The 18,837-nt window shown below is 65.6% G+C and carries 14 protein-coding genes; 12 read left to right on the top strand and 2 right to left on the bottom strand.

What is annotated here, in order from left to right; translation table 11 throughout:
• The first annotated feature begins 86 nt into the window (after positions 1-86).
• From MSG32_RS09890 to murB, 9 genes are all read left to right on the top strand, one after another.
• Positions 87-2,987, top strand: coding sequence for a ComEC/Rec2 family competence protein (locus tag MSG32_RS09890; protein WP_248379300.1), 2,901 nt, complete (start codon positions 87-89; stop codon positions 2,985-2,987).
• A gap of 107 nt (positions 2,988-3,094) precedes the next feature.
• Positions 3,095-3,874: a MotA/TolQ/ExbB proton channel family protein gene (locus tag MSG32_RS09885; RefSeq protein WP_082388116.1), complete on the top strand. Its 780-nt coding sequence runs from the start codon at positions 3,095-3,097 to the stop codon at positions 3,872-3,874.
• A complete protein-coding gene (locus MSG32_RS09880) occupies positions 3,871-4,296 on the top strand; it encodes a biopolymer transporter ExbD (protein WP_153635253.1) in 426 nt (141 codons plus the stop codon). Before MSG32_RS09885 ends, MSG32_RS09880 begins: the two co-directional genes overlap by 4 nt.
• Before the next feature lie 28 nt (positions 4,297-4,324).
• Positions 4,325-6,073, top strand: a complete 1,749-nt coding sequence (gene msbA / locus MSG32_RS09875) for a lipid A export permease/ATP-binding protein MsbA (protein ID WP_225347686.1) — start codon at positions 4,325-4,327, stop codon at positions 6,071-6,073.
• Positions 6,070-7,059: a tetraacyldisaccharide 4'-kinase gene (gene lpxK / locus MSG32_RS09870; protein ID WP_054555010.1), complete on the top strand. Its 990-nt coding sequence runs from the start codon at positions 6,070-6,072 to the stop codon at positions 7,057-7,059. Before msbA ends, lpxK begins: the two co-directional genes overlap by 4 nt.
• A gap of 54 nt (positions 7,060-7,113) precedes the next feature.
• Positions 7,114-7,308 carry a Trm112 family protein gene (locus MSG32_RS09865; RefSeq protein WP_043331901.1) on the top strand — a complete coding sequence of 65 codons (195 nt, stop codon included), beginning with the start codon at positions 7,114-7,116 and terminating at the stop codon, positions 7,306-7,308.
• On the top strand, positions 7,308-8,147 hold the full coding sequence (kdsB, locus tag MSG32_RS09860; protein ID WP_216059770.1) for a 3-deoxy-manno-octulosonate cytidylyltransferase: 840 nt from the start codon (positions 7,308-7,310) through the stop codon (positions 8,145-8,147). The genes MSG32_RS09865 and kdsB overlap by 1 nt, the downstream gene beginning before the upstream one ends.
• Positions 8,147-8,704, top strand: a complete 558-nt coding sequence (locus MSG32_RS09855) for a low molecular weight protein-tyrosine-phosphatase (protein ID WP_248379299.1) — start codon at positions 8,147-8,149, stop codon at positions 8,702-8,704. Before kdsB ends, MSG32_RS09855 begins: the two co-directional genes overlap by 1 nt.
• Positions 8,701-9,780: a UDP-N-acetylmuramate dehydrogenase gene (murB, locus tag MSG32_RS09850; protein ID WP_248379298.1), complete on the top strand. Its 1,080-nt coding sequence runs from the start codon at positions 8,701-8,703 to the stop codon at positions 9,778-9,780. The genes MSG32_RS09855 and murB overlap by 4 nt, the downstream gene beginning before the upstream one ends.
• 250 nt (positions 9,781-10,030) lie before the next feature.
• Here the strand turns inward: murB and rne are convergent, their stop codons facing one another.
• The gene (gene rne, locus MSG32_RS09845; RefSeq protein ID WP_248379297.1) at positions 10,031-14,326 is read right to left on the bottom strand and encodes a ribonuclease E; all 4,296 of its coding nucleotides are present in this window, start codon (positions 14,324-14,326) and stop codon (positions 10,031-10,033) included.
• Between the two features lie 1,036 nt (positions 14,327-15,362).
• Between rne and MSG32_RS09840 the strand changes: the two genes are divergently transcribed.
• From MSG32_RS09840 to MSG32_RS09830, 3 genes are read left to right on the top strand one after another with little or no spacing between them, the layout of a single operon-like run.
• Positions 15,363-16,322 carry an RluA family pseudouridine synthase gene (locus tag MSG32_RS09840; RefSeq protein WP_054555007.1) on the top strand — a complete coding sequence of 320 codons (960 nt, stop codon included), beginning with the start codon at positions 15,363-15,365 and terminating at the stop codon, positions 16,320-16,322.
• Entirely contained in the window at positions 16,315-17,001 is a 687-nt protein-coding gene (locus tag MSG32_RS09835) for an HAD-IA family hydrolase (RefSeq protein WP_054555006.1), read from the top strand. Before MSG32_RS09840 ends, MSG32_RS09835 begins: the two co-directional genes overlap by 8 nt.
• A 34-nt stretch (positions 17,002-17,035) precedes the next feature.
• Entirely contained in the window at positions 17,036-18,124 is a 1,089-nt protein-coding gene (locus tag MSG32_RS09830; RefSeq protein ID WP_248379296.1) for a S49 family peptidase, read from the top strand.
• Positions 18,125-18,205: 81 nt separating this feature from the next.
• Here MSG32_RS09830 and MSG32_RS09825 read toward each other — a convergent pair whose 3' ends face one another.
• Positions 18,206-18,802 (bottom strand): nucleoside triphosphate pyrophosphatase, encoded by a 597-nt coding sequence (locus MSG32_RS09825; protein WP_248379295.1) that lies wholly within the window; start codon positions 18,800-18,802, stop codon positions 18,206-18,208.
• Between the last annotated feature and the right edge of the window lie 35 nt (positions 18,803-18,837).

Genomic DNA, 18,837 nt, shown 5'->3' with positions numbered 1-18,837 from the left:
ACTGAGTACAGCAAAGCCCGCGCCATGCCTGACGGGCTGCGCCATGGGTGACCTTGCAAGAGGCCAGCAACATGTCAGGCGCCACCGTGAATAAATCGTCCCATCCCGCTCGATTCTGGCTGTCACCGGCCTCGCTGGCCCAGCTGCTGGCGGGACTGGTGGCGGGCATCTGGCTGTCACGCCAGGGCGAGTGGGGCGCGGATTGGCAGTCACGCTCATCGGCAGGGCTCGGTGCGCAAGAGGGTGGGGCGCATGGCTGGGCCGCCTTCATGACGCTGAGCGACAACCTGCTGCTGGCCGCCTTGCTGCTCTGCTGGCTGATGGTGGCGGGGGCCTTGGTTGCTAATCCCGCCCGTGCTTTCGCGCACTCTGCTCCCGACGTTGAGTCACGCCGCTCTCGGCTCGGGGCCTTGAGCCTTCGGCTCTCGACAGCGCTGGGGGTCGGGCTGGTGATCGGCCTTATACAGCAGCCGCTCGTGATGGCGGAGGCGTTGACGCGCCAGGAGCTGTGGCTGGAAGGCCGGGTCGAGCAGGTCAATCGCGCGCTGCCGACCCCTGATGACTCGGTGCGCCTGGTGCTGCGTGTCTCGCGCTGTGATCTCTTCCAGCCGTCGGGGGAGTCCGCCGCTGATGCCGGACGCCAGGCTGCCTGTCAGCGGCTGCTGGATCAGCGGGTCCAGCTTCGGCGCTACTGGCCACGCAAGCTGCCCCGCGATGTAGCGACACGCGAGGCGCTGGCGACTCCCTGGCAGGCCGGTGAGCGCTGGCGCATGGTCGTGCGTCTGGTGCCGCCTCATGGCGCCAGCAACCCGGCCTTCGGGCGCTCAGCGAGCCCTGCGGAGTTTGATCGTGTCGCTTGGCTATGGCGTGAAGGTATCGTCGCCACGGGGTATGTGCGCCAACTGTCCCTGGCGCAGCGCCTGGCGCCACCCGGCGGGCTGGCAGCACTGCGCCTTCATGCCGAGCAGGCTCTGTGGCAGCGCTGCGGCGAAGGCGAGGGCGAGGGCGAGGCACTGGTCGACTGGCCGGATTCGCCCTGTCGCTGGCTGGCAGCACTGACGCTGGGCAAGGCCTCGGCACTGACCCATGACGACTGGGACACGCTGAACGCCACGGGACTGACGCATCTGGCGGTGGTGTCGGGGCTGCATGTCGGATTGATGGCAAGCCTGGTACTTGGGCTGAGTTTCGGCGTGCTGCGTCTCTGGCGTCCGGGCGGATGGCGATTCAGCGTCGCGCCCTGGTGGCTTGCCTGTCTGGCGGCCTGGAGTTTCGCCTTGCTGGCAGGCCTGGCGCCTCCGGCCCTGCGCGCCGCCTTGATGGTGACGGTCGGGCTTTGGATGGCGAGTGGCCGCAGCGGGCTGGGTGTCTGGCAGGTCTGGATGCTGGCGCTGATTCTGGTGCTGGGTCTGGATCCGCTGGCGCTGTGGCGCCCGGGCACCTGGTTGTCATTCATCGCCGTGGCGGTGTTGCTTCTGGCCTGGCAGGGCCGCTCGCGACCGCGAGGAATGCGCGGCTGGTGTCTGGCCACGTTGCGCAGCCAGTGGTTGCTGACACTGGTCATGGGTGCGGCCCTGCTGCTTTCGCGCGGCCAGCTGTCCTGGCTGTCGCTGCCGATGAACCTGGTGATGGCGCCCTGGGTGACGTTATTGATCGTGCCGCTTGGCATGCTGGGCTGGGGGCTTGCGGGACTCGAGCAGCTGTTGCTGTTCACGGGACTCGTCCCGTCACGGCCCGCGGCGATGCTCGCCGATGGTGTGTTCAGCGGCGGTCTATGGCAGCTGCTGGCACAGGGCATGGCGCAGACGATGGAGACCTTGTCTTCGCTTGCGTCGACGCAGGGGCGCTGGCCGCAGGTGCCAATGGCGGCGGGCCTGTCGGACGCCACTCCCTCGGCCCTGATCCTGACGCTCGCGGTCATGGCCCTGCTGGGTGCCTGGCTGGCGGAGGGGGTGCCGGGCCTCGATGGCCGTCTGAAGCGCCTGTGTGGCAGCGTGGCACTCTGCTGGGGGCTGTCGCTGGCGGCGCTGGCCTTGCCGTGGTCACCGGCGGCGCTGGCCACCGTCGGACGGGACGCCGGCACGCGCGCGACGGAGGCCGCCTCGTTCTCGCCCCGGGCACCCGCGCTCAGTCTGACGGTGCACGATGTCGGGCAGGGGCTGGCACTGTCGCTGCGCAGTCATCTGGCGCCGAGCGCGAGTGACTCGACTGACGCGTCACGGCAGGTGCCGAGGCACTGGCGTTACGACCTGGGGGCGGCGTCGCGCAATGCCAGCGCCCGCTTGCCGGGGGCAATGCCCGTGGCGGGAGAGCCTATCGGCGTGATCATGAGTCACGGGGATGGCGATCACGCCGGAGGACTGCAGGCCCTGTCTGCCGAGGAGATCGCCGCCTTGTGGGTGCCGGCCGGGCAGCGGGCGCGACTGGAGCGTCAGGTAAGCTGGCTCGATGAGGTGGCAATGCGGGAGTGTGTCGCCGGACGCAGCATCACCCTCGGTGAGCTGCAGGGCCAGCCCGTGCGTCTTGAGATGCTGTGGCCGCCAGCAGGGTTGAAGGCCCTACGTGACAACGCGCACTCCTGTGTGGTCTTGATAGCACATGGCGCGCGCCCGCTGGCGTTGCTGACCGGCGATATCGGCCAGCAGCAGGAGCGCGAGTTGCAGGCGACGCTGCGCCAGCGCCTGGCCGGGCGCGGCTTGCCGTTGCTGGTGGTCGCACATCACGGCAGCCGCTCCAGCAGTGATGATGCCTGGCTTGAGAGCCTGGCGGCGCGTCACGCGATTGTCAGCGCCGGTCGCTACAATCCGCAAGGTCATCCGCATCCGGATGTGGTGGAGCGTCTGGCGCGTCATGTCGAGTGTCTCTGGCATGTCGGGCTGGATGGTGCCTTGCACTGGGAGTGGTGGCCGCAGGGGGAGCGGCTGCAACCAGCGCGCAGGGCTGGCGGTATCGGAGTGAGGTGCCTTGGGGTAAAATCCGCTGAATGATCAGATGCATGGCGGATTCATACGGCCTGCGCGACAGGGATGGCGCGTGACATCTGACACGACAACAATGGTGCCCGCAGAGGCATCGAGACCAAGGGAGAGGTCACATGCTGGAAGCCTTGTACGCAGGGGGAGTCTTGATGCTCCCCATCCTCGGATGTTCCGTCGTGGCACTGGCCATCATCCTCGAGCGCCTGTGGACGCTGCGTCGTCGACGCATCGCGCCGAAGGGCCTGGGACAGCAGGTGTGTGAACTGATCAGCCAGGGACAGGTCAATGTCTACTGGCTGGAGAGTCATTCGCCGCTGGGCAACGTGCTGGCGGCGGGACTGCGCAATGCGCGCCTGGGCAATGAGCAGGTACGCGCGCGCATGCAGGAGTCGGCCGTGGCCGTGATCCATGACATGGAGCGCTTCCTGAGTCCGCTGGGTACCATCGCCGCCATCACGCCGCTTTTGGGGCTGCTGGGCACGGTGGTCGGCATGATCGACGTCTTCGCCGTGATCGTCGATGCGGGCAGCGCCGAGCGCGCCCAGGAGCTGGCCGGCGGGATTTCCCAGGCGCTGGTGACGACGGCGTCCGGCTTGACGGTGGCGATTCCGGCACTGATGTTCCATCGCTATTTCCAGCGCTGTGTCGAGGACATCACCGTCAACATGGAGGAGCAGGCAGGGCAGGTGGTGGAGTATATCTCGCACCATCAGGGCGAGCTCGGGCTGGCCGAAAGTCATGACGGCATCGACCGTCGCCCGGGCCAGCGCCCCGGCCAGGTGCCGGAGCCCCATGAGCGCCTGCCGGAAGACCTGCCGGCCTACATGCGTCGTGACGCCGATGACCCCTATGGTGGCGATGATGGCAAGGGGGCAGGTGCCGGGAGGCCGTCATGAGGTTTCCGCGTCGCCAGCGTGAGTCGGTGGAGGTCAATCTCACCCCGCTGATCGACGTGGTGTTTCTGCTGCTGATCTTCTTCATGGTCTCGACCACCTTCGATAGCCGTCGAGCGCTGGACCTCATCCTGCCGCAGTCCAGTCAGGCCAGCGCGGTAGAGCAGGCGCCCTTGATCCTGAGCATCGGGGCGGCAGGTGATTTTACGCTCGGCGAGGCAAGCCTCGGCGAGGATGAACTGGGAGCGCAACTTGCGCAGTACAAGGACCAGGCAGATCGCTTCGGGTTGATCCTCGAAGCCGATGGCCGCACGCCCCACGCCAAGGTGGTCACGGCGCTGGACGCCGCCGCTGAAGTGGGTATCACCCGTGTGCGCATCAGTACGCGTATCGGGACGGAATCATCATCACCGGATGCCCCATGAGGGCGCCGCCCAAGTCTATGGAGACCCCGTGAGTCGCGACTCCACCTGGATTCATTACCGCCGCTTGCTCGGCTATGTTCGCCCGTACTGGAAGATGTTTCTGGCCGCCGTCGTCGGCTACATCATCTACGGTGCCTCGAGTACGGCGCTGGCCGAGATGATGAAGCGCCTGATCGACGGCATTCAGAATCCTGACGCCCAGTTCAGACTGTTCCTGCCGCTGTTCGTGATCGGCATGTTCGCCGTGCGCGGCGTCGGCACCTTCCTGGGCACCTACTGCATGAGTGATGTGGCGCGCAACGTGGTCCACACCCTGCGTACCACGGTGTTCAACCACATGCTGCACTTGCCGGGGCGCTATTTCGACGAGAACTCCACCGGCCATCTCATCACCCGCGTCACCTACCATGTCGAGCAGATCACCGGCGCGGCCACCAAGGCGCTGACCATCATCCTGCGCGAAGGCTTCTTCGTGCTCGGCCTGCTGGGCTATCTGTTCTGGACCAACTGGAAGCTGACACTGGTGTTCATCGCGGTCACGCCGCTGATCGGCTGGGTGGTCAGCTATGCCAGCAAGCGCTTCCGCAAGCTCTCCAAGCGTATCCAGGGCTCGATGGGCGAGGTGACCCACGTGGCCTCCGAGGCGCTGTCCGGCCATCGTGTCGTGCGTACCCACGGTGCCGAGGATTACGAGAAGGCACGTTTCGCGGCGGTCAGTGAGTACAACCGCGAGCAGAAGATGAAGGAAGCGCTGACCAAGGCCACCGCCACGCCGGTCATCCAGCTGTTGATCGCCGTGGCACTGGCCACGCTGGTGTGGCTGGCGATGGCGCCGGAACTGATGGCCGGCATGAGTGCCGGTGAGTTCGTCGGCTTCATCACCGCCGCTTCGATGATGGCCAAGCCGGTGCGTCAGTTGACCGAAGTCAATGGCGAGATCCAGAAGGGCATGGCGGCCTCGGAAGAACTGTTCGGCCTGCTGGATACGCCGGCAGAGCCGGACAACGGCACCCTGGTGCCCGAGGGACGTCTCGAGGGGCGTGTGCGCTTCGACAATGTCCACTTCCGCTATGCAGACCATCAGCCGGAGGTGCTCAAGGGCATCGATCTGGAGGTGAAACCGGGGCAGATGGTCGCCATCGTCGGGCGTTCGGGGTCGGGCAAGTCGACATTGATGAGCCTGTTGCCGCGCTTCTACGCGCCGACCACCGGCCGCATCCTGATCGATGATGTCGCCATCGAGGACTACAAGCTGCGCCCGATGCGTCAGCAGATCGCGCTGGTCTCGCAGAATGTCACCCTGTTCAATGCCGACCTGACCGCCAACATCGCCTATGGCACCGGTGAGGTCGACAAGGCGCGGGTGGAAGAGGCGGCGCGTGCGGCCTATGCCCACGAGTTCATCGAGCGCATGAGCGAAGGCTACGACACCATCGTCGGCGACAATGGCGTGATGCTCTCCGGTGGTCAGCGCCAGCGTATCGCCATCGCGCGTGCCATCTACAAGGACTCGCCGATCCTGGTGCTGGACGAGGCCACCTCGGCGCTGGATACCGAATCCGAACGCTATATCCAGCGCGCGCTGGAAGAAGTGTGTCAGGGCCGGACGACCTTCGTGATCGCCCACCGTCTGTCCACCATCGAGAAGGCGGACCGCATCCTGGTGATGGATGATGGCGAGATCATCGAAGACGGCACCCACGAATCATTGATTGCTCAGGAAGGTGCTTATGCCGCGCTGCATCGCATCCAGTTCCGGGAGACGGCAGACGCATGAGTGAACGACTGGTAGACGCCTGGTATCGCGGCGCCGGCTGGCTGCACCTGCTGCGCCCGCTGGAACATGTCTACAAGAATGTGGTGGCGCGCAAGCGCAATGCCTATCTCACCGGCAAGCGTGAGGTCTGGAAGGCGCCAGTGCCGGTGATCGTGATCGGCAACATCACCGTCGGTGGTACCGGCAAGTCGCCGCTGGTCGCCTGGCTGGGGCGCTGGTTGAGCGAGCAGGGCTGGCGCCCGGGCATCATCTCGCGCGGCTACGGTGGGCATTCGCCGCGCTATCCCCTCTACGTGCAGGCCGATACCGACCCTCAGCATGCCGGCGATGAGCCGGTGATGCTGGCTCAGCAGACCGGCCTGCCGGTGGCGGTCGATCCGGATCGCCCGAGCGCGGCGCGGCGCCTGATTGCCGCCGGCTGCGACATTCTGCTCTCCGATGACGGTCTGCAGCATCATGCGCTGGGGCGCGATATCGAGCTGGTGGTCGTGGACGGTGAGCGTGCCTTCGGCAATCAGCGTTGCCTGCCCGCCGGGCCGCTGCGCGAGCCGTTGTCGCGCCTCGCCAGTGTCGATGCGGTGATCTCCAACGGTGTCATCGACTGCTCGCGCCTGCCGGTGGAATCGCATTGCATGAAGCTGACGCCGGTCCACTGGCGCCACCTGATCGACGACGTGCGCTATCCTGCCCATCAGCTGCCGTTCAGCGGTCAGGTGCATGCGTTGGCCGGTATCGGCAATCCGCAGCGCTTCTTCCGCACCCTGACCAACCTCGGGGTCGAGCATCTGCCGCGTCCGCTGGCGGACCACCATCGCTTCACGCCGACGGATCTGCGCTTTTCCGACAATCTGCCCGTGGTGATGACCGCCAAGGACGCCGTCAAGTGTCGCAGCTTCGCCAATGAGCGCTGCTGGGCGCTGGATGTCGAGGCGCGTCCGGACCAGGCGCTGGTGGACTGGCTCGCCAAACGCCTTGAGGCGCTCTGAGTGCTTGATCGCTGAATTTTCTTTCTTTTCTGCTGTTATTCCGGAGATGTCTCGATGGACAAGGAACTGCTCGCGCTACTGGTTTGCCCGCTGTGTCAGGCCAAGCTGACCTATGATGCGGCGAACGCCGAGCTCAAGTGCTTCTACGATGGCCTCGCCTATCCGGTACGCGACGGCATTCCCGTCATGCTGGAAGAAGAAGCGCGCCAGATGGATGCCGACGAGAAGCTCAAGGGGAGCCGCGGCTGATGAGCGACCTTCTGCAGCAGGGGCAGGCAGACGACAGCCGTTCAGAGGGCGAGTCCGGCTTCGTGGTCGTGATTCCGGCGCGCTTCAACTCCTCGCGCCTGCCGGGCAAGCCCCTGGCGGACATTCATGGCCAGCCGATGATCGAGCACGTCTGGCGCAATGCCTGCGCCAGTCAGGCCAGCCGGGTCGTGATTGCCACCGATGACGAGCGCATCCGTGAGGCCTGTGAAGGCTTCGGGGCCGAGGTGGTGATGACGCGTGCCGATCATCCCAGCGGGACGGACCGCCTTGCCGAGGTGGTCACGCTGCTGGCGCTGGCCCCCGAGACTCTGGTGGTCAACGTCCAGGGCGACGAGCCGCTGCTGCCGGCGGCGCTGATCGATCAGGTGGCGGTACGTCTCGAGGAAGACGCGGGTGCCTCGATCGCCACGCTGGCGGAGTCGATCGCCAGCGTCGACAGCCTGTTCAATCCCAATGTGGTCAAGGTGGTGCGAGACCTGCGTGGGCGTGCCCTGTACTTCTCGCGCGCGCCTATCCCGTGGGACCGCGAGCACTTCACCACGCCGCCGGACATGCTGGCCACCGATTCCTGGCTGCGCCATATCGGCCTCTACGCCTATCGTGCCAGCTTCCTGACCGATTACGTCGACTGGCTGCCGGCCCCGCTGGAGCAGCTCGAACAGCTCGAACAGCTGCGCGCGCTGCATCATGGTCATGCCATCCAGGTGGCCATTGCCTGCACGGCGCATCCAGCCGGTGTCGATACGCCGGAGGATCTCGAGCGCGTGCGCGACTGGCTGGCGCAAGCAGCGGCAGGCAGCGAGAGCGGAGAGGCCTGATGAGCGAGCTTCTTGAGCAACTGGCCCAGCGTCAGGCGCCATTGGAGCGCATCCTGATGGTGTGCCTGGGCAATATCTGCCGCTCGCCGAGTGCCGAAGGCGTGTTGCGTGCGGCGCTGACGCGCCATGGTCTGGAGCAGGTCGTCACGGTGGACAGCTGCGGTACCAGTGACTGGCATGTCGGTGGTCAGCCTGACTCGCGGGCCATCGCCCATGCGGCGAAGCGCGGGCATGACATCAGCACGCTGCGTGCCCGTCAGTTGTGCGAGCAGGACTTTCACGACTTCGATCTGATTCTGGTGATGGACGACGCCAATCTTGCCGATACCCGTGCTGTGGCTGAGCGCAGCAACAGTGGTGATCAGGCGCTGATCGGTCGCCTGCTGGATCTGCTGCCGACCCCGCTGCCCGCGCTGGCAGCGGGAAGTCGTGAGGTGCCGGACCCCTACACCGGGGGCCCCGATGCCTTCGAGCGTGTGCTGGATCTGATCGATGTGGCCTGCGAGGCGCTCATTGCAGCACTGCCTGCGGCGACCACGGCGCGGGCGCGCTCATGACTCAGGTATCCAGTGATCAGAATGCTGGCGACACCTCGCAACGTGAGGGGGTGGCGCTGGATGGCTGCAATACGCTGGGCTTCTCGGCGCGTGCCCGCGCCCTGAGTGAGCCACACACCATCGAGGCGGCCAGGGCGCAGGTGCTGGCCTCCCGGCAGGCTGGAGAGCGTCTGGTGGTGATCGGCGGCGGCAGCAATCTGGTTTTGCTGCCGTGGCTGGATGCCCACGTCATGCGTCCGGCCTTTGATGAGGTCACCATCACGCCGGCAGAAGACGGCCTGACGGCCACGGTCTCCGTCGAGGCCGGCAAGCGCTGGCATGCCCTGGTGATGGAGCTGGCCGCCGCCGGCTGGTGGGGCTATGAGAATCTGGCGCTGATTCCCGGTTGCTGCGGTGCGGCGCCTATCCAGAATATCGGCGCCTATGGCGTCGAGCTGGCAGACCATCTGGTGCGCCTGGAAGTCATGTCGCTGGAAGATGGCAGCTGCCGCTGGATGAATCGTGAGGAATGCGGCTTCGGTTATCGCGACAGCATCTTCAAGGGCGCGCTTGAGCATCGCGTGCTGATCACGCGTCTGGAGTTGCAGGTATCGCGCCAGGCGACGCCCCGGCTCGGTTATGGTGATCTCGCCCAGCGCGTCAGTGCGGCGTTGCCGCAAGGGGAGGAGGTGACGCCGTTGCAGGTCGCCCGGGCGGTGATTGCCACGCGCAGTGAGAAGTTGCCCGACCCCGCGCAACTGGGCAATGCCGGCAGTTTCTTCAAGAATCCGCAGCTTCCCGGGGCCGAGGCCCAGGCGCTGCTGACCCGCTTCCCGAGCTTGCCGCATTACCCGCAGGCCGATGGCAGCATCAAGCTGGCAGCAGGCTGGCTGATCGATCAATGTGGTCTCAAGGGCGCGCGCAGAGGCCATGTCGGCGTGCATGCTCAGCAGGCGCTGGTGCTGGTGCACTTCGGCGAGGGGGGCGTCGCGGAGCTGCTGGCACTGGCGCAGGAGGTGCGTGAGGCCGTCCACACCCGCTTCGGGGTCTGGCTCGAGCAGGAGCCGCGCGAGCTTGGGATGATGCCCGAGGGCTGAGGCCCAGAGTCGTGCACACGAGACCTGCGCTGAAGTGAAGGCACGCACACCAGGCGCTGAAAATAGCATGCACTGAAAACAAGAACGCCCCGCAGGCTTGCCTGCGGGGCGTTCTTGTTTTCATCTGACTTGCTGCTCAACGGGAGCGGTTGGCAGACCCTGTCTTGCTGCCTTTCTGTCGCCCCCTTCAGCGTTGGTGGCTGAAAGGGGCGGCAGAGCGACGGCAGGGGCAGGGCGCCAGCCTCAGGCCTCAGTGAGACGTGTCGCTGTCATCCTGAGCGGTCGTGTCCTGAGTCTCTGCGCTGGCCTGCTGTGCAGCAGCACGTTCGGCAGCTTCACGCTCACGACGACGCACTTCGCGCGGATCGTTGTAGGCGCGTTCGCCACGGCGACGGCGGGTCTCGGTGGCTGGCTGCGTGCTGTCCTGCTGCGCGCCTTCTGCCGCTGTCGTCTCGCCTTGCTCGCTCGGCGCCTGCTTGTGCTCGCTGTCAGCGACTTCCCCTGTGTGGGAGTCGTCGCTCACGGCTTGCGCCACGGCGACATTGTCGTGACGCTCGGCAGTCGCGAACGCTGTCTCGGCCGGCGCATTCTCGACGCTGGCGCTGACGTTGACGGCGCTTTCGGCACCTTCAGCAGCAGCATCAGAGTCTTCAGCGTTTGCAGAGCCTTCAGCAGAATCAGAGCCCTCAGTTGATTGAGAGCCTTCAGCAGCTTCAGCGACAGTATCTGCGGTGCGCTCAGTGCTGACGGCAGGCTCAATCTCAGTGCTGGCCACGTCAGCGCTTTGCGTCACCTTTGCCTCGCTGGGCTCAGTCTGCTGTGGAGCCTCTTCGTGCGCGGCCTCCTGTACAGGCTGTTCAGCGGCAGCGTCTTCCACGGCAGGCTCTTCCGCCACAGGCTGCGCAGGCTGGCTGGCAGTGTCGGCTTCAGCGGCGACCGCTTCCTCTGCTTCAGCGACAGGTGCCTGAGCTTCGGTCTGCTCGGCAGCTTGCGCTTCGGCGGCCGGTGTCTGCACGCTTTGCTCGGCGGCGGCTGGTGCTTCAGGCACAGCGGCTTCGCTGGTCACGCTTTCCTTCAGCGACTGCTCATCGGCCGCGGCTTCCGGCGCGACTTCTGCCGCAGTGACGGCCGGCGTGTCGACGGTGACGTCAGCTGCGCTGGCCTGCGGCTGGTGTACGCTTGGCTGCTGGACGGCGTGCTGCTCAGTGCGCTGGGCGGCGTGTTGCTCAGTCTTCTGCGCCTGGTGAGCGCCAGTGACAGGCGCTTCGGACGCCTCTTCGACTGGTGCTTCGACGACCGGCTCGGGCACTTCCGCTGTCGCTGGCTCAGATGTTTGCGCGTCGGATGTCGCTGACTCAGGGGCTACCGTCTCTTTCAGCGTCTCGTTGCTCGGCTCGCTGACTTCCGGTGCAACGGCTGCCGCGGGGTCTGCGCTGGCAGACTGCTCGGCGCTGGCCGGCGCGTCCTGTGCAGCGATGCTGTTTTCACCCTGCGGAGCACTGGTTTCAGCCTGCGGGGCGCTTTCCTTGCCTTGCGGGGCGCTGTCGTTGCCTTGCGGGGCGCTGTCTTTGCCTTGCGGGGCACTTTCCTTGCCTTGCGGGGCATTGGCTTCGCCCTGCGGAGCAGCGGTGGTGGCGCTGACGGCTTCGGCACCTTCCTCGGCAATGGCCGGCACCGCAGCGGCTGCCGAAGTAGCGGCTGCCGAAGCAGCGGCGGCCGGAGCAGCGGTGGCCTGCGGGCCTGCCAGCGTCATGGCCTTGAGCGACTTCTGCTCTTCGACCGCCTGCGGGTTCAGAGCATGCTGACGGCTGCGCACACGCGGGTTGTTGCGGGTCTGCTGGTCTTCGCTGCTGACCTGCTGTCCCACCTGCTCGGCCTGTTCGGCTGCCTTGATGGACTCGCGTGCCTGCTTGCTGTCGACCTGCTCGGCCTTGTCAGTCTTGGCCGGCTTCTCACCACGCGCCGGCTTGTCGCTGCGCTTGCCGGAATCGCGCTTGCTGGAGTTGTCGGCCTTGGCGTTCTGGCTGTCGCTGCTCCTGGCTTCGGCTTTCGGGCTGTTGTCAGCCTGCGGCGTCTGCTCCGGTTCGGCCTGCGGCTTGCTGTCGTTGGTGACGATTTCCTGCTGGCTGTCCTGACGCGACTCGTTGGACTTGCGACGGTTGCCACGGTCGTTGCGCTGACGACGCTTGTTGTTGCTGCGGCCATCGCTCTGGCTGTTGCTGTCAGCGTCGTTGCCGCGGGAATCGTTGCCGCTGTTGCGTGACTCGCCGTCGTTGTTGCGTGACGCGTTGTCATTGCGACGACGGGAATCCTTGCGGTTGTCATCACGCTCGTTGCCACGGCCGTCATTGCTGCGGTCGTTGTTGCGGTCGTTGTTGCGGTCGTTGCTACGTTCAGCGTTGCGGCCATTGCGGGAGTCGTTGCGAGCCGCTGCCGGAGCGCTGGCTTCACTGACGGTCTCGCGACGCTCGCGGGCCTTTTCCAGTGCCTTGCGGGCTTCGCTGGACTTGGCCGGCACGGCGGTGTCGCTGTCATTGCCCAGCAGGCGGCTGAAGCCTCGGGCCAGGCGCGACAGCAGGCCGCCACCGGTGGCCGGAGCGGCAGTCCTGGCGGGAGTCTGGGCTGACGACTGCGCCACGACTTCCTGCTTGCTGGCCTGAGCGCGGGTGTCATTGCCCTGGCTCGAACGGTTGCCCTGACGGTTGTCATTGCGCGAGCTCTGACGGCTGTCGTTGCGGCCTTCACTGCGAGTGTCGTTACGAGACTCGTTGCGCGACTCCTGGCGGTTGCGACCGTTGCTGCTGCCGTTGCCGTTGCGACGACGATTGCCGTTGTTCTTGCCGTTGCCGTTGCGGCTATCGCTGTCATTGCTGCTGTCAGCGCTCTCGGCCACTGCGGCGGGCGCTGCGGCAGGCGCTTCCGGTGCGGCAACCGGGGCAGGCGTGGTGTGGGACACGCTCTTGACGGCCGCTTCAGTGCGCGCCGGCGGCTTGTCGAAGTTCGGATCCGGTTCCTTGCCAACTTCGGTCTCGACGGACAGCTCGAAGCTGGACTTGTCGGCACCGTCTTCATCGACGTGGTCATCACGCAGACGCACGACTTCGTAGTGCGGCGTGTCGAGCTCCGGGTTCGGCAGCAGCACGACATTCACGCCCTGACGACGTTCGATGTCGAACAGCGTGGCGCGTTTCTCGTTGAGCAGGTAGGTCGCGACCGGCACCGGCAGGATGGCGCGGATCTGCGAGCTGCGCTCCTTCATGGCCTCTTCTTCGATCAGGCGCATGATGGAGAGCGCCATGGAGCGCACGTCACGGATGGTGCCCTGGCCGTCACAGCGCGGGCAGACCACGCCGCTGGTCTCGCCCAGTGACGGACGCAGACGCTGACGCGACATTTCCATCAGGCCGAAGCGTGAGATGCGACCGATCTGGACACGAGCGCGGTCGATCTTGAGCGCGTCGCGCACACGGTTCTCGACTTCACGCTGGTTGCGTGCCGGCGTCATGTCGATGAAATCGATCACCACCAGGCCGCCGATGTCGCGCAGACGCAGCTGGCGGGCGATCTCGTCGGAGGCCTCCAGGTTGGTCTGCAGCGCGGTTTCCTCGATATCACTGCCGCGGGTGGCGCGAGCGGAGTTGATGTCGATGGAGACGAGGGCTTCGGTGTGGTCGATGACGATGGCGCCACCGGAGGGCAGCTTCACTTCACGCTGGTAGGCGGTCTCGATCTGGGATTCGATCTGGAAGCGCGAGAACAGCGGCACGTCGTCTTCGTAGAGCTTGATCTTCTGCTGGTAGCTCGGCATCACCTGACGCACGAAGGACAGCGCTTCTTCCTGGACTTCCGGAGAGTCGATCAGCACCTCACCGATGTCATTGCGCAGGTAATCGCGCATGGCACGGATGATGACGTTGGATTCACGGTAGATCAGGAAGGGGGCAGGGCGGCTGGAGGCGGCCTTGGTCACCGCGTCCCACACCTGGGCGAGATAGTCGAGGTCCCACTGCAGCTCTTCGGCGCTCTTGCCGATGCCGGCGGTGCGCACGATGACACCCATCTTGTCCGGTAGGGTCAGGCTGTTCATCGCTTCCTTCAGCTGAGCGCGCTCTTCGCCCTCGATACGGCGGGAGATGCCACCGGCACGCGGGTTGTTGGGCATCAGCACGAGGAAGCGGCCGGCCAGACTGATGAAGGTGGTCAGGGCGGCGCCCTTGTTGCCACGTTCTTCCTTGTCGACCTGGACGATGACTTCCAGGCCTTCCTTGAGCACTTCACGAATGTTGGGACGGCCCTGGCCGGGGTCCTTGGAGAAGTACTCGCGGGAGATTTCCTTGAGCGGCAGGAAGCCGTGGCGTTCGGCGCCGAAGTCGACGAAGCAGGCTTCGAGGCTGGGCTCGATGCGGGTGATCTTGCCGCGATAGATGTTGGCTTTCTTCTGTTCGCGGGCGCCGGACTCGATGTCGAGATCGTAAAGGCGTTGTCCGTCGACCAGTGCGACGCGCAGCTCTTCCGGCTGGGTCGCGTTGATGAGCATCCGTTTCATGTCGTCTCGCTAGACTGGGCGTGCCGAAGGGCAGCCGCATTGTGCGTCGGCGACGAGGAACCGTTTTCCGCTTCGTGTTGTGCTCAGCGCATGTCGTGGAATGCGTTTTTCGCATGCAGGCAAGTCCGTGGACGGGCCACATGCGGCATGATCATGTTGAGTACTTGGAAGAGGCAGGACGTGTTGCGGGGATTTGTATTCCTCCGGCCCTGCGGTCTCTTCCCTAACACCTGGCATTTGCCGATTCATCGACGCCGGCCTTCGGCACGGATATCGAATGATTACCCGGGCTTCATGCCCGAGCGGTCTTGTGTCGTTGGCCCATGAATGACTGGGCGTCTTGCTGTCTTGCCTGCGCAGGCGGCTTTCGGGCTCCCGCGACATCATCTCGTGGAGTCTGCAACGAAGGCTCGAAGGGCGATTGCGCTGCGGCGCGCGGCGTCATGCGTTCCGCGCCCGCTGATATCGTCATCAGGTCCTGTGAGACCTGAGCGACATCGATGTTTTGCGTCAGCTGTTGGTCTGGCCACTGGCCGCGAATGACTGTCCTTGGGGCGGCCTTCGCTGCCTGTGATTGACAGGTGCGATGCGCGGGACAGCACGCTACCGACAGGGTAGATGACAACAGGGTGCTTGCGTGACCTGCACGGTGCTGATGTCGGTGCGCGTTGCTTCATTGCGGGCCATCTGACCCTCTCCGCCGGCGTGAAGCACCTTGTTGAAGTGCCGGGTGCGCCGTTTTTCCGGCCGCTGTGACAGGGCTGCGGAGACGATGATCGGGCATATAGAGAAGGCCCATCTCACTGCGCTCGAATATACCAGTAAAGGTATGTACCAGCAATTCAGTTGCCAGATCAAACGCTTCGCTACATCGCCCGAGATACGAGGCCCGGCGAGCCGCGGATGAGAGCGGCATATGGCACGATGATTCCCCATTGGTCGCATGACACCGTAGAATGACCGGTCTGAGTGCGCCCAGGCGCACGGCAACAAGATGAGCAGGCCGCGCGAAGGCGGGGCCGGAAAGGAGTGCGACATGGCCGAAGGCCAATCAGTCCAGTGGATCGAGGTTGCCCCGGAATTGGCCGGGCAGCGCATCGACAACTTTCTGCGTACCCGCCTCAAGGGCGCACCCAAGGCGTTGATCTATCGCATCGTGCGCAAGGGTGAAGTGCGCGTGAACAAGAAGCGCATCAAGGTCGATTACCGCCTGCAGGCGGGTGATCTGGTGCGGGTGCCGCCGCTGCGCCTCTCGCCGGAAGCCGCCGTGCAGGAAGTCAGTGACAATCTGCGCGAGGTGCTGGCGGGCTGCATCGTGCGCGAGACGGATGACTTCATGGTCATCAACAAGCCCTCGGGGCTTGCCGTGCACGGTGGCAGTGGCGTCAAGATCGGTCTGATCGAGGCCATGCGCCAGATTCGCGCCGACCTGCCGTTCCTGGAGCTGGTGCACCGCCTGGACCGTGATACCTCCGGCTGCATTCTGCTGGCCAAGTCGCGGGCTGCGCTGTTGCAGCTCAATGCCGACCTCAAGGCCCACAAGATGACCAAGCTGTATCTGGCGCTGGTCGAGGGACGCTGGGATTCACGCCGCGATTACGTCAATGCGCCATTGGAGCGCTACGACGGTGGCAATGGTGAGCGGCGGGTGCGCGTCGATGAGGCCGGCAAGACGGCCAGCACCCGCTACGCAGTGCGTGAGGCCTATCCGAGCATGACGCTGGTCGAGGCCGAGCCGATCACCGGGCGTACCCACCAGATCCGCGTGCACTCGGTGCATGCCGGCCACCCGCTGCTCGGCGATACCAAGTACGGCACCGAGCGCGGCAATGCCCTGGCGAAGAAGGTCGGGCTGGAACGCCTGTTCCTGCATGCCGCCCAGCTCAGCTTTCCTGATCCGATCGATGGGCGAACCGTCACCGTGCGCGCGCCGCTGGACAAGCGGATGAAGCGCGTCCTCGCCACTGCCAGAGAGCTGGGAGCTCGTCATGACTGATCTCACCGCAGGACTGCCGCAACCGCGCTATCGCCTGGTCATCTTCGACTGGGATGGCACCCTGATGGATTCCGAGGCGCGCATCGTCGACTGCCTGCAGGCGGCCTCACTGGCGACGGGCATGGGCGAGCTGCCTGCCCATGCGGCGCGCGACATCATCGGGCTCGGGCTGCCCGAAGCCATGGAGCGCCTGTTCCCGGGGGCGACGGCCGAGCAATGCGAGGCACTGGTCGCGGCCTACAAGGCGCATTTCGTGGCGGTCGATACCACGCCGCTGGACTTCTTCCCAGGAGTCGAGGCCGGCATCCAGCGTCTGCGTCGCCATCCCGAGCAGCTGCTGGCCGTCGCGACGGGCAAGAGCCGCCGCGGGCTGGACCGCATGTTCACGGCCCATGACTGCGGTGACTGGTTCCATGCCTCGCGCACTGCGGACCTGACGCTGTCCAAGCCGCATCCTCGCATGCTCGAGGAGTTGCTGGCCGAGCTGAACGTTGAGGCGCATGAGGCGCTGATGGTCGGCGATACCGAATATGATCTGGAAATGGCGCGTGCCCTGGGCATGCACAGTGTCGGTGTCGACTACGGCGTACACAGTGTGCCGCGTCTTGAGGCCTGTGCGCCGCAGCGCATCGTCTCGCATTTCGATGAATTGATGGATTGGCTGTACGTGGCCAGGTAACGGCCGCGATCGCCCAGCACAGGAGCAGCAATCGATGAGTGACAGGCCGCAGGATCCCTGGCGTGAAGGCGCGGGTGGCAAGGACGAGAGCGAAGCGGGCTTGAGCGGGCCGGGCATGAGTGGTCAGGGCGCGGCTGACGCCTCCGAGCGAGAGGTGGACTGGCAGGCGCGCGAGCGCACCGCGCAGCTCGAGATGATGGACCGCTGGGTGCAGGGCGTGGTCACCGAGCAGCGTCGTTCGCGGCGCTGGAAGCTGTTCTTCCGCTTCCTGTTCGCCTTGCTGTTCATCGCCTCGATCGCGACCTCGGTGACCCTGTTCACGCTCGGCAGCCAGCCAGCGGCGCTGCCCGGCGAGCAGCATCTGGGCGTGGTGCGCGTGAAGGGCGTGATCGAAGCGGACGGTGAAGCCAATGCCGAGCGCATCATCAAGGGGCTGCGCGCGGCCTGGGAGTCACCGGCCTCCGTGGCGGTGGTGCTCGATATCAACTCGCCCGGTGGCAGCCCGGTGCAGTCCCAGCGCGTCTATGACGAATTGATGCGGCTGCGTGAGCGGGGCGACAAGCCGGTGATCGCGGTGATCGAAGACCTGGGCGCCAGTGGTGCCTATTACATGGCGGCCGGCGCCGGCGAGATCATCGCGGCACCCTCGAGCCTGGTGGGCTCCATCGGCGTGATTTCCTCAAGCTTCGGGCTCAAGGGGCCCATGGAGAAGCTGGATATCGAGCGTCGCGTGTTCACGGCGGGAGACAACAAGGCGTTTCTTGATCCGTTCTCGGAAATCTCGCCGGACCAGCGTGCCTTCTGGCAGAGCGTGCTGGCCACGACGCACCAGCAGTTCATCGCGGCGGTCAAGGCCGGGCGCGGTGAGCGCCTCCAAGACGATCCCGAGCTGTTCTCGGGGCTGATCTGGACCGGTGAGCAGGCGCGGGGGCTGGGGCTGGTCGATCGTACCGGTACGCTGGAAGAGCTGGCGGCGGAGCTGACGCCAGAGGCGGAGCTGCACGATTACACGCCGCGTCAGGACCCCTTCGAGCGCTTCACGCGGCGCTTCGCCGGTGTGATGGCCAATGCGATGGGGCTCGAGACGACGGTGTCGCCGGTCAGCTACCGCCTGCCCTGGTAGGCGAGCCAGGGCCGCAGCCCTCGTCGCTCAGGGCTGCGGTGTCTCTCAGGGCTACGGTGTCTCTCAGGGGCGCGGTGCCATTCAGGAGCGCGGCGCATCCAGCAGAGGGTCGACGCCTGCCTCGCGCAGCAGTTCGCACAGGCGAATCAGCGGCAGGCCGATCAGGCTGTTGGGATCACGCCCCTCGAGACGCTCGAAGAGCGTGATGCCCAGGCCTTCCATGCGAAAGCTGCCGGCGCTGTCGAGGGGGCGTTCGCGCTCGACGTAGCGTTCGATCTCATCGCTGGTCAGGGAGCGGAAGACGACTTCGTAGTCTTCATGACAGACCCAATGACGCGCGGACCGGGTGTCGATCAGCGCCAGGCCGGTCACGAAGCGCACGCGACGCCCGGAGAAGCGCGCCAGCTGGGCGCGTGCGGCTGACAGATCCGCCGGCTTGCCCAGTATCTCGCCTTCGAAGACGGCGACCTGATCGCTGCCGATGATCAGATGGTGGGAGTAGGCGTCCGCCACGGCGTTGGCCTTGCCGAGTGCCAGACGATGGACCAGTGTCTCGGCACTTTCTTCGCGCCGCGGCGTCTCATCGATACTGGGGGCTGTCCAGGTGAAGGGCAGTCCGAGGCGTTCAAGCAGTTCACGACGCCAGCGTGAGCTGGACGCCAGGACCAGTGGAGTCATCATGGCTCTCCCGTCGGGGCGCGTTGCGGGCATTG

It is taken from the genome of Cobetia sp. 1CM21F (genome assembly GCF_023161745.1).
Classification (GTDB): domain Bacteria; phylum Pseudomonadota; class Gammaproteobacteria; order Pseudomonadales; family Halomonadaceae; genus Cobetia; species Cobetia amphilecti.
This window is presented reverse-complemented; position numbering and strand designations above follow the sequence as displayed.

Bases quoted from the DNA above. Each gene is read 5' to 3' on its own strand.
- MSG32_RS09885 (WP_082388116.1), top strand. From the start codon at position 3,095: ATGCTGGAAGCCTTGTACGCAGGGGGAGTCTTGATGCTCCCCATCCTC.
- MSG32_RS09880 (WP_153635253.1), top strand. From the start codon at position 3,871: ATGAGGTTTCCGCGTCGCCAGCGTGAGTCGGTGGAGGTCAATCTCACC.
- lpxK (WP_054555010.1), top strand. From the start codon at position 6,070: ATGAGTGAACGACTGGTAGACGCCTGGTATCGCGGCGCCGGCTGGCTG.
- MSG32_RS09865 (WP_043331901.1), top strand. From the start codon at position 7,114: ATGGACAAGGAACTGCTCGCGCTACTGGTTTGCCCGCTGTGTCAGGCC.
- kdsB (WP_216059770.1), top strand. From the start codon at position 7,308: ATGAGCGACCTTCTGCAGCAGGGGCAGGCAGACGACAGCCGTTCAGAG.
- MSG32_RS09855 (WP_248379299.1), top strand. From the start codon at position 8,147: ATGAGCGAGCTTCTTGAGCAACTGGCCCAGCGTCAGGCGCCATTGGAG.
- murB (WP_248379298.1), top strand. From the start codon at position 8,701: ATGACTCAGGTATCCAGTGATCAGAATGCTGGCGACACCTCGCAACGT.
- rne (WP_248379297.1), bottom strand. From the start codon at position 14,326: ATGAAACGGATGCTCATCAACGCGACCCAGCCGGAAGAGCTGCGCGTC.
- MSG32_RS09840 (WP_054555007.1), top strand. From the start codon at position 15,363: ATGGCCGAAGGCCAATCAGTCCAGTGGATCGAGGTTGCCCCGGAATTG.
- MSG32_RS09835 (WP_054555006.1), top strand. From the start codon at position 16,315: ATGACTGATCTCACCGCAGGACTGCCGCAACCGCGCTATCGCCTGGTC.
- MSG32_RS09830 (WP_248379296.1), top strand. From the start codon at position 17,036: ATGAGTGACAGGCCGCAGGATCCCTGGCGTGAAGGCGCGGGTGGCAAG.
- MSG32_RS09825 (WP_248379295.1), bottom strand. From the start codon at position 18,802: ATGACTCCACTGGTCCTGGCGTCCAGCTCACGCTGGCGTCGTGAACTG.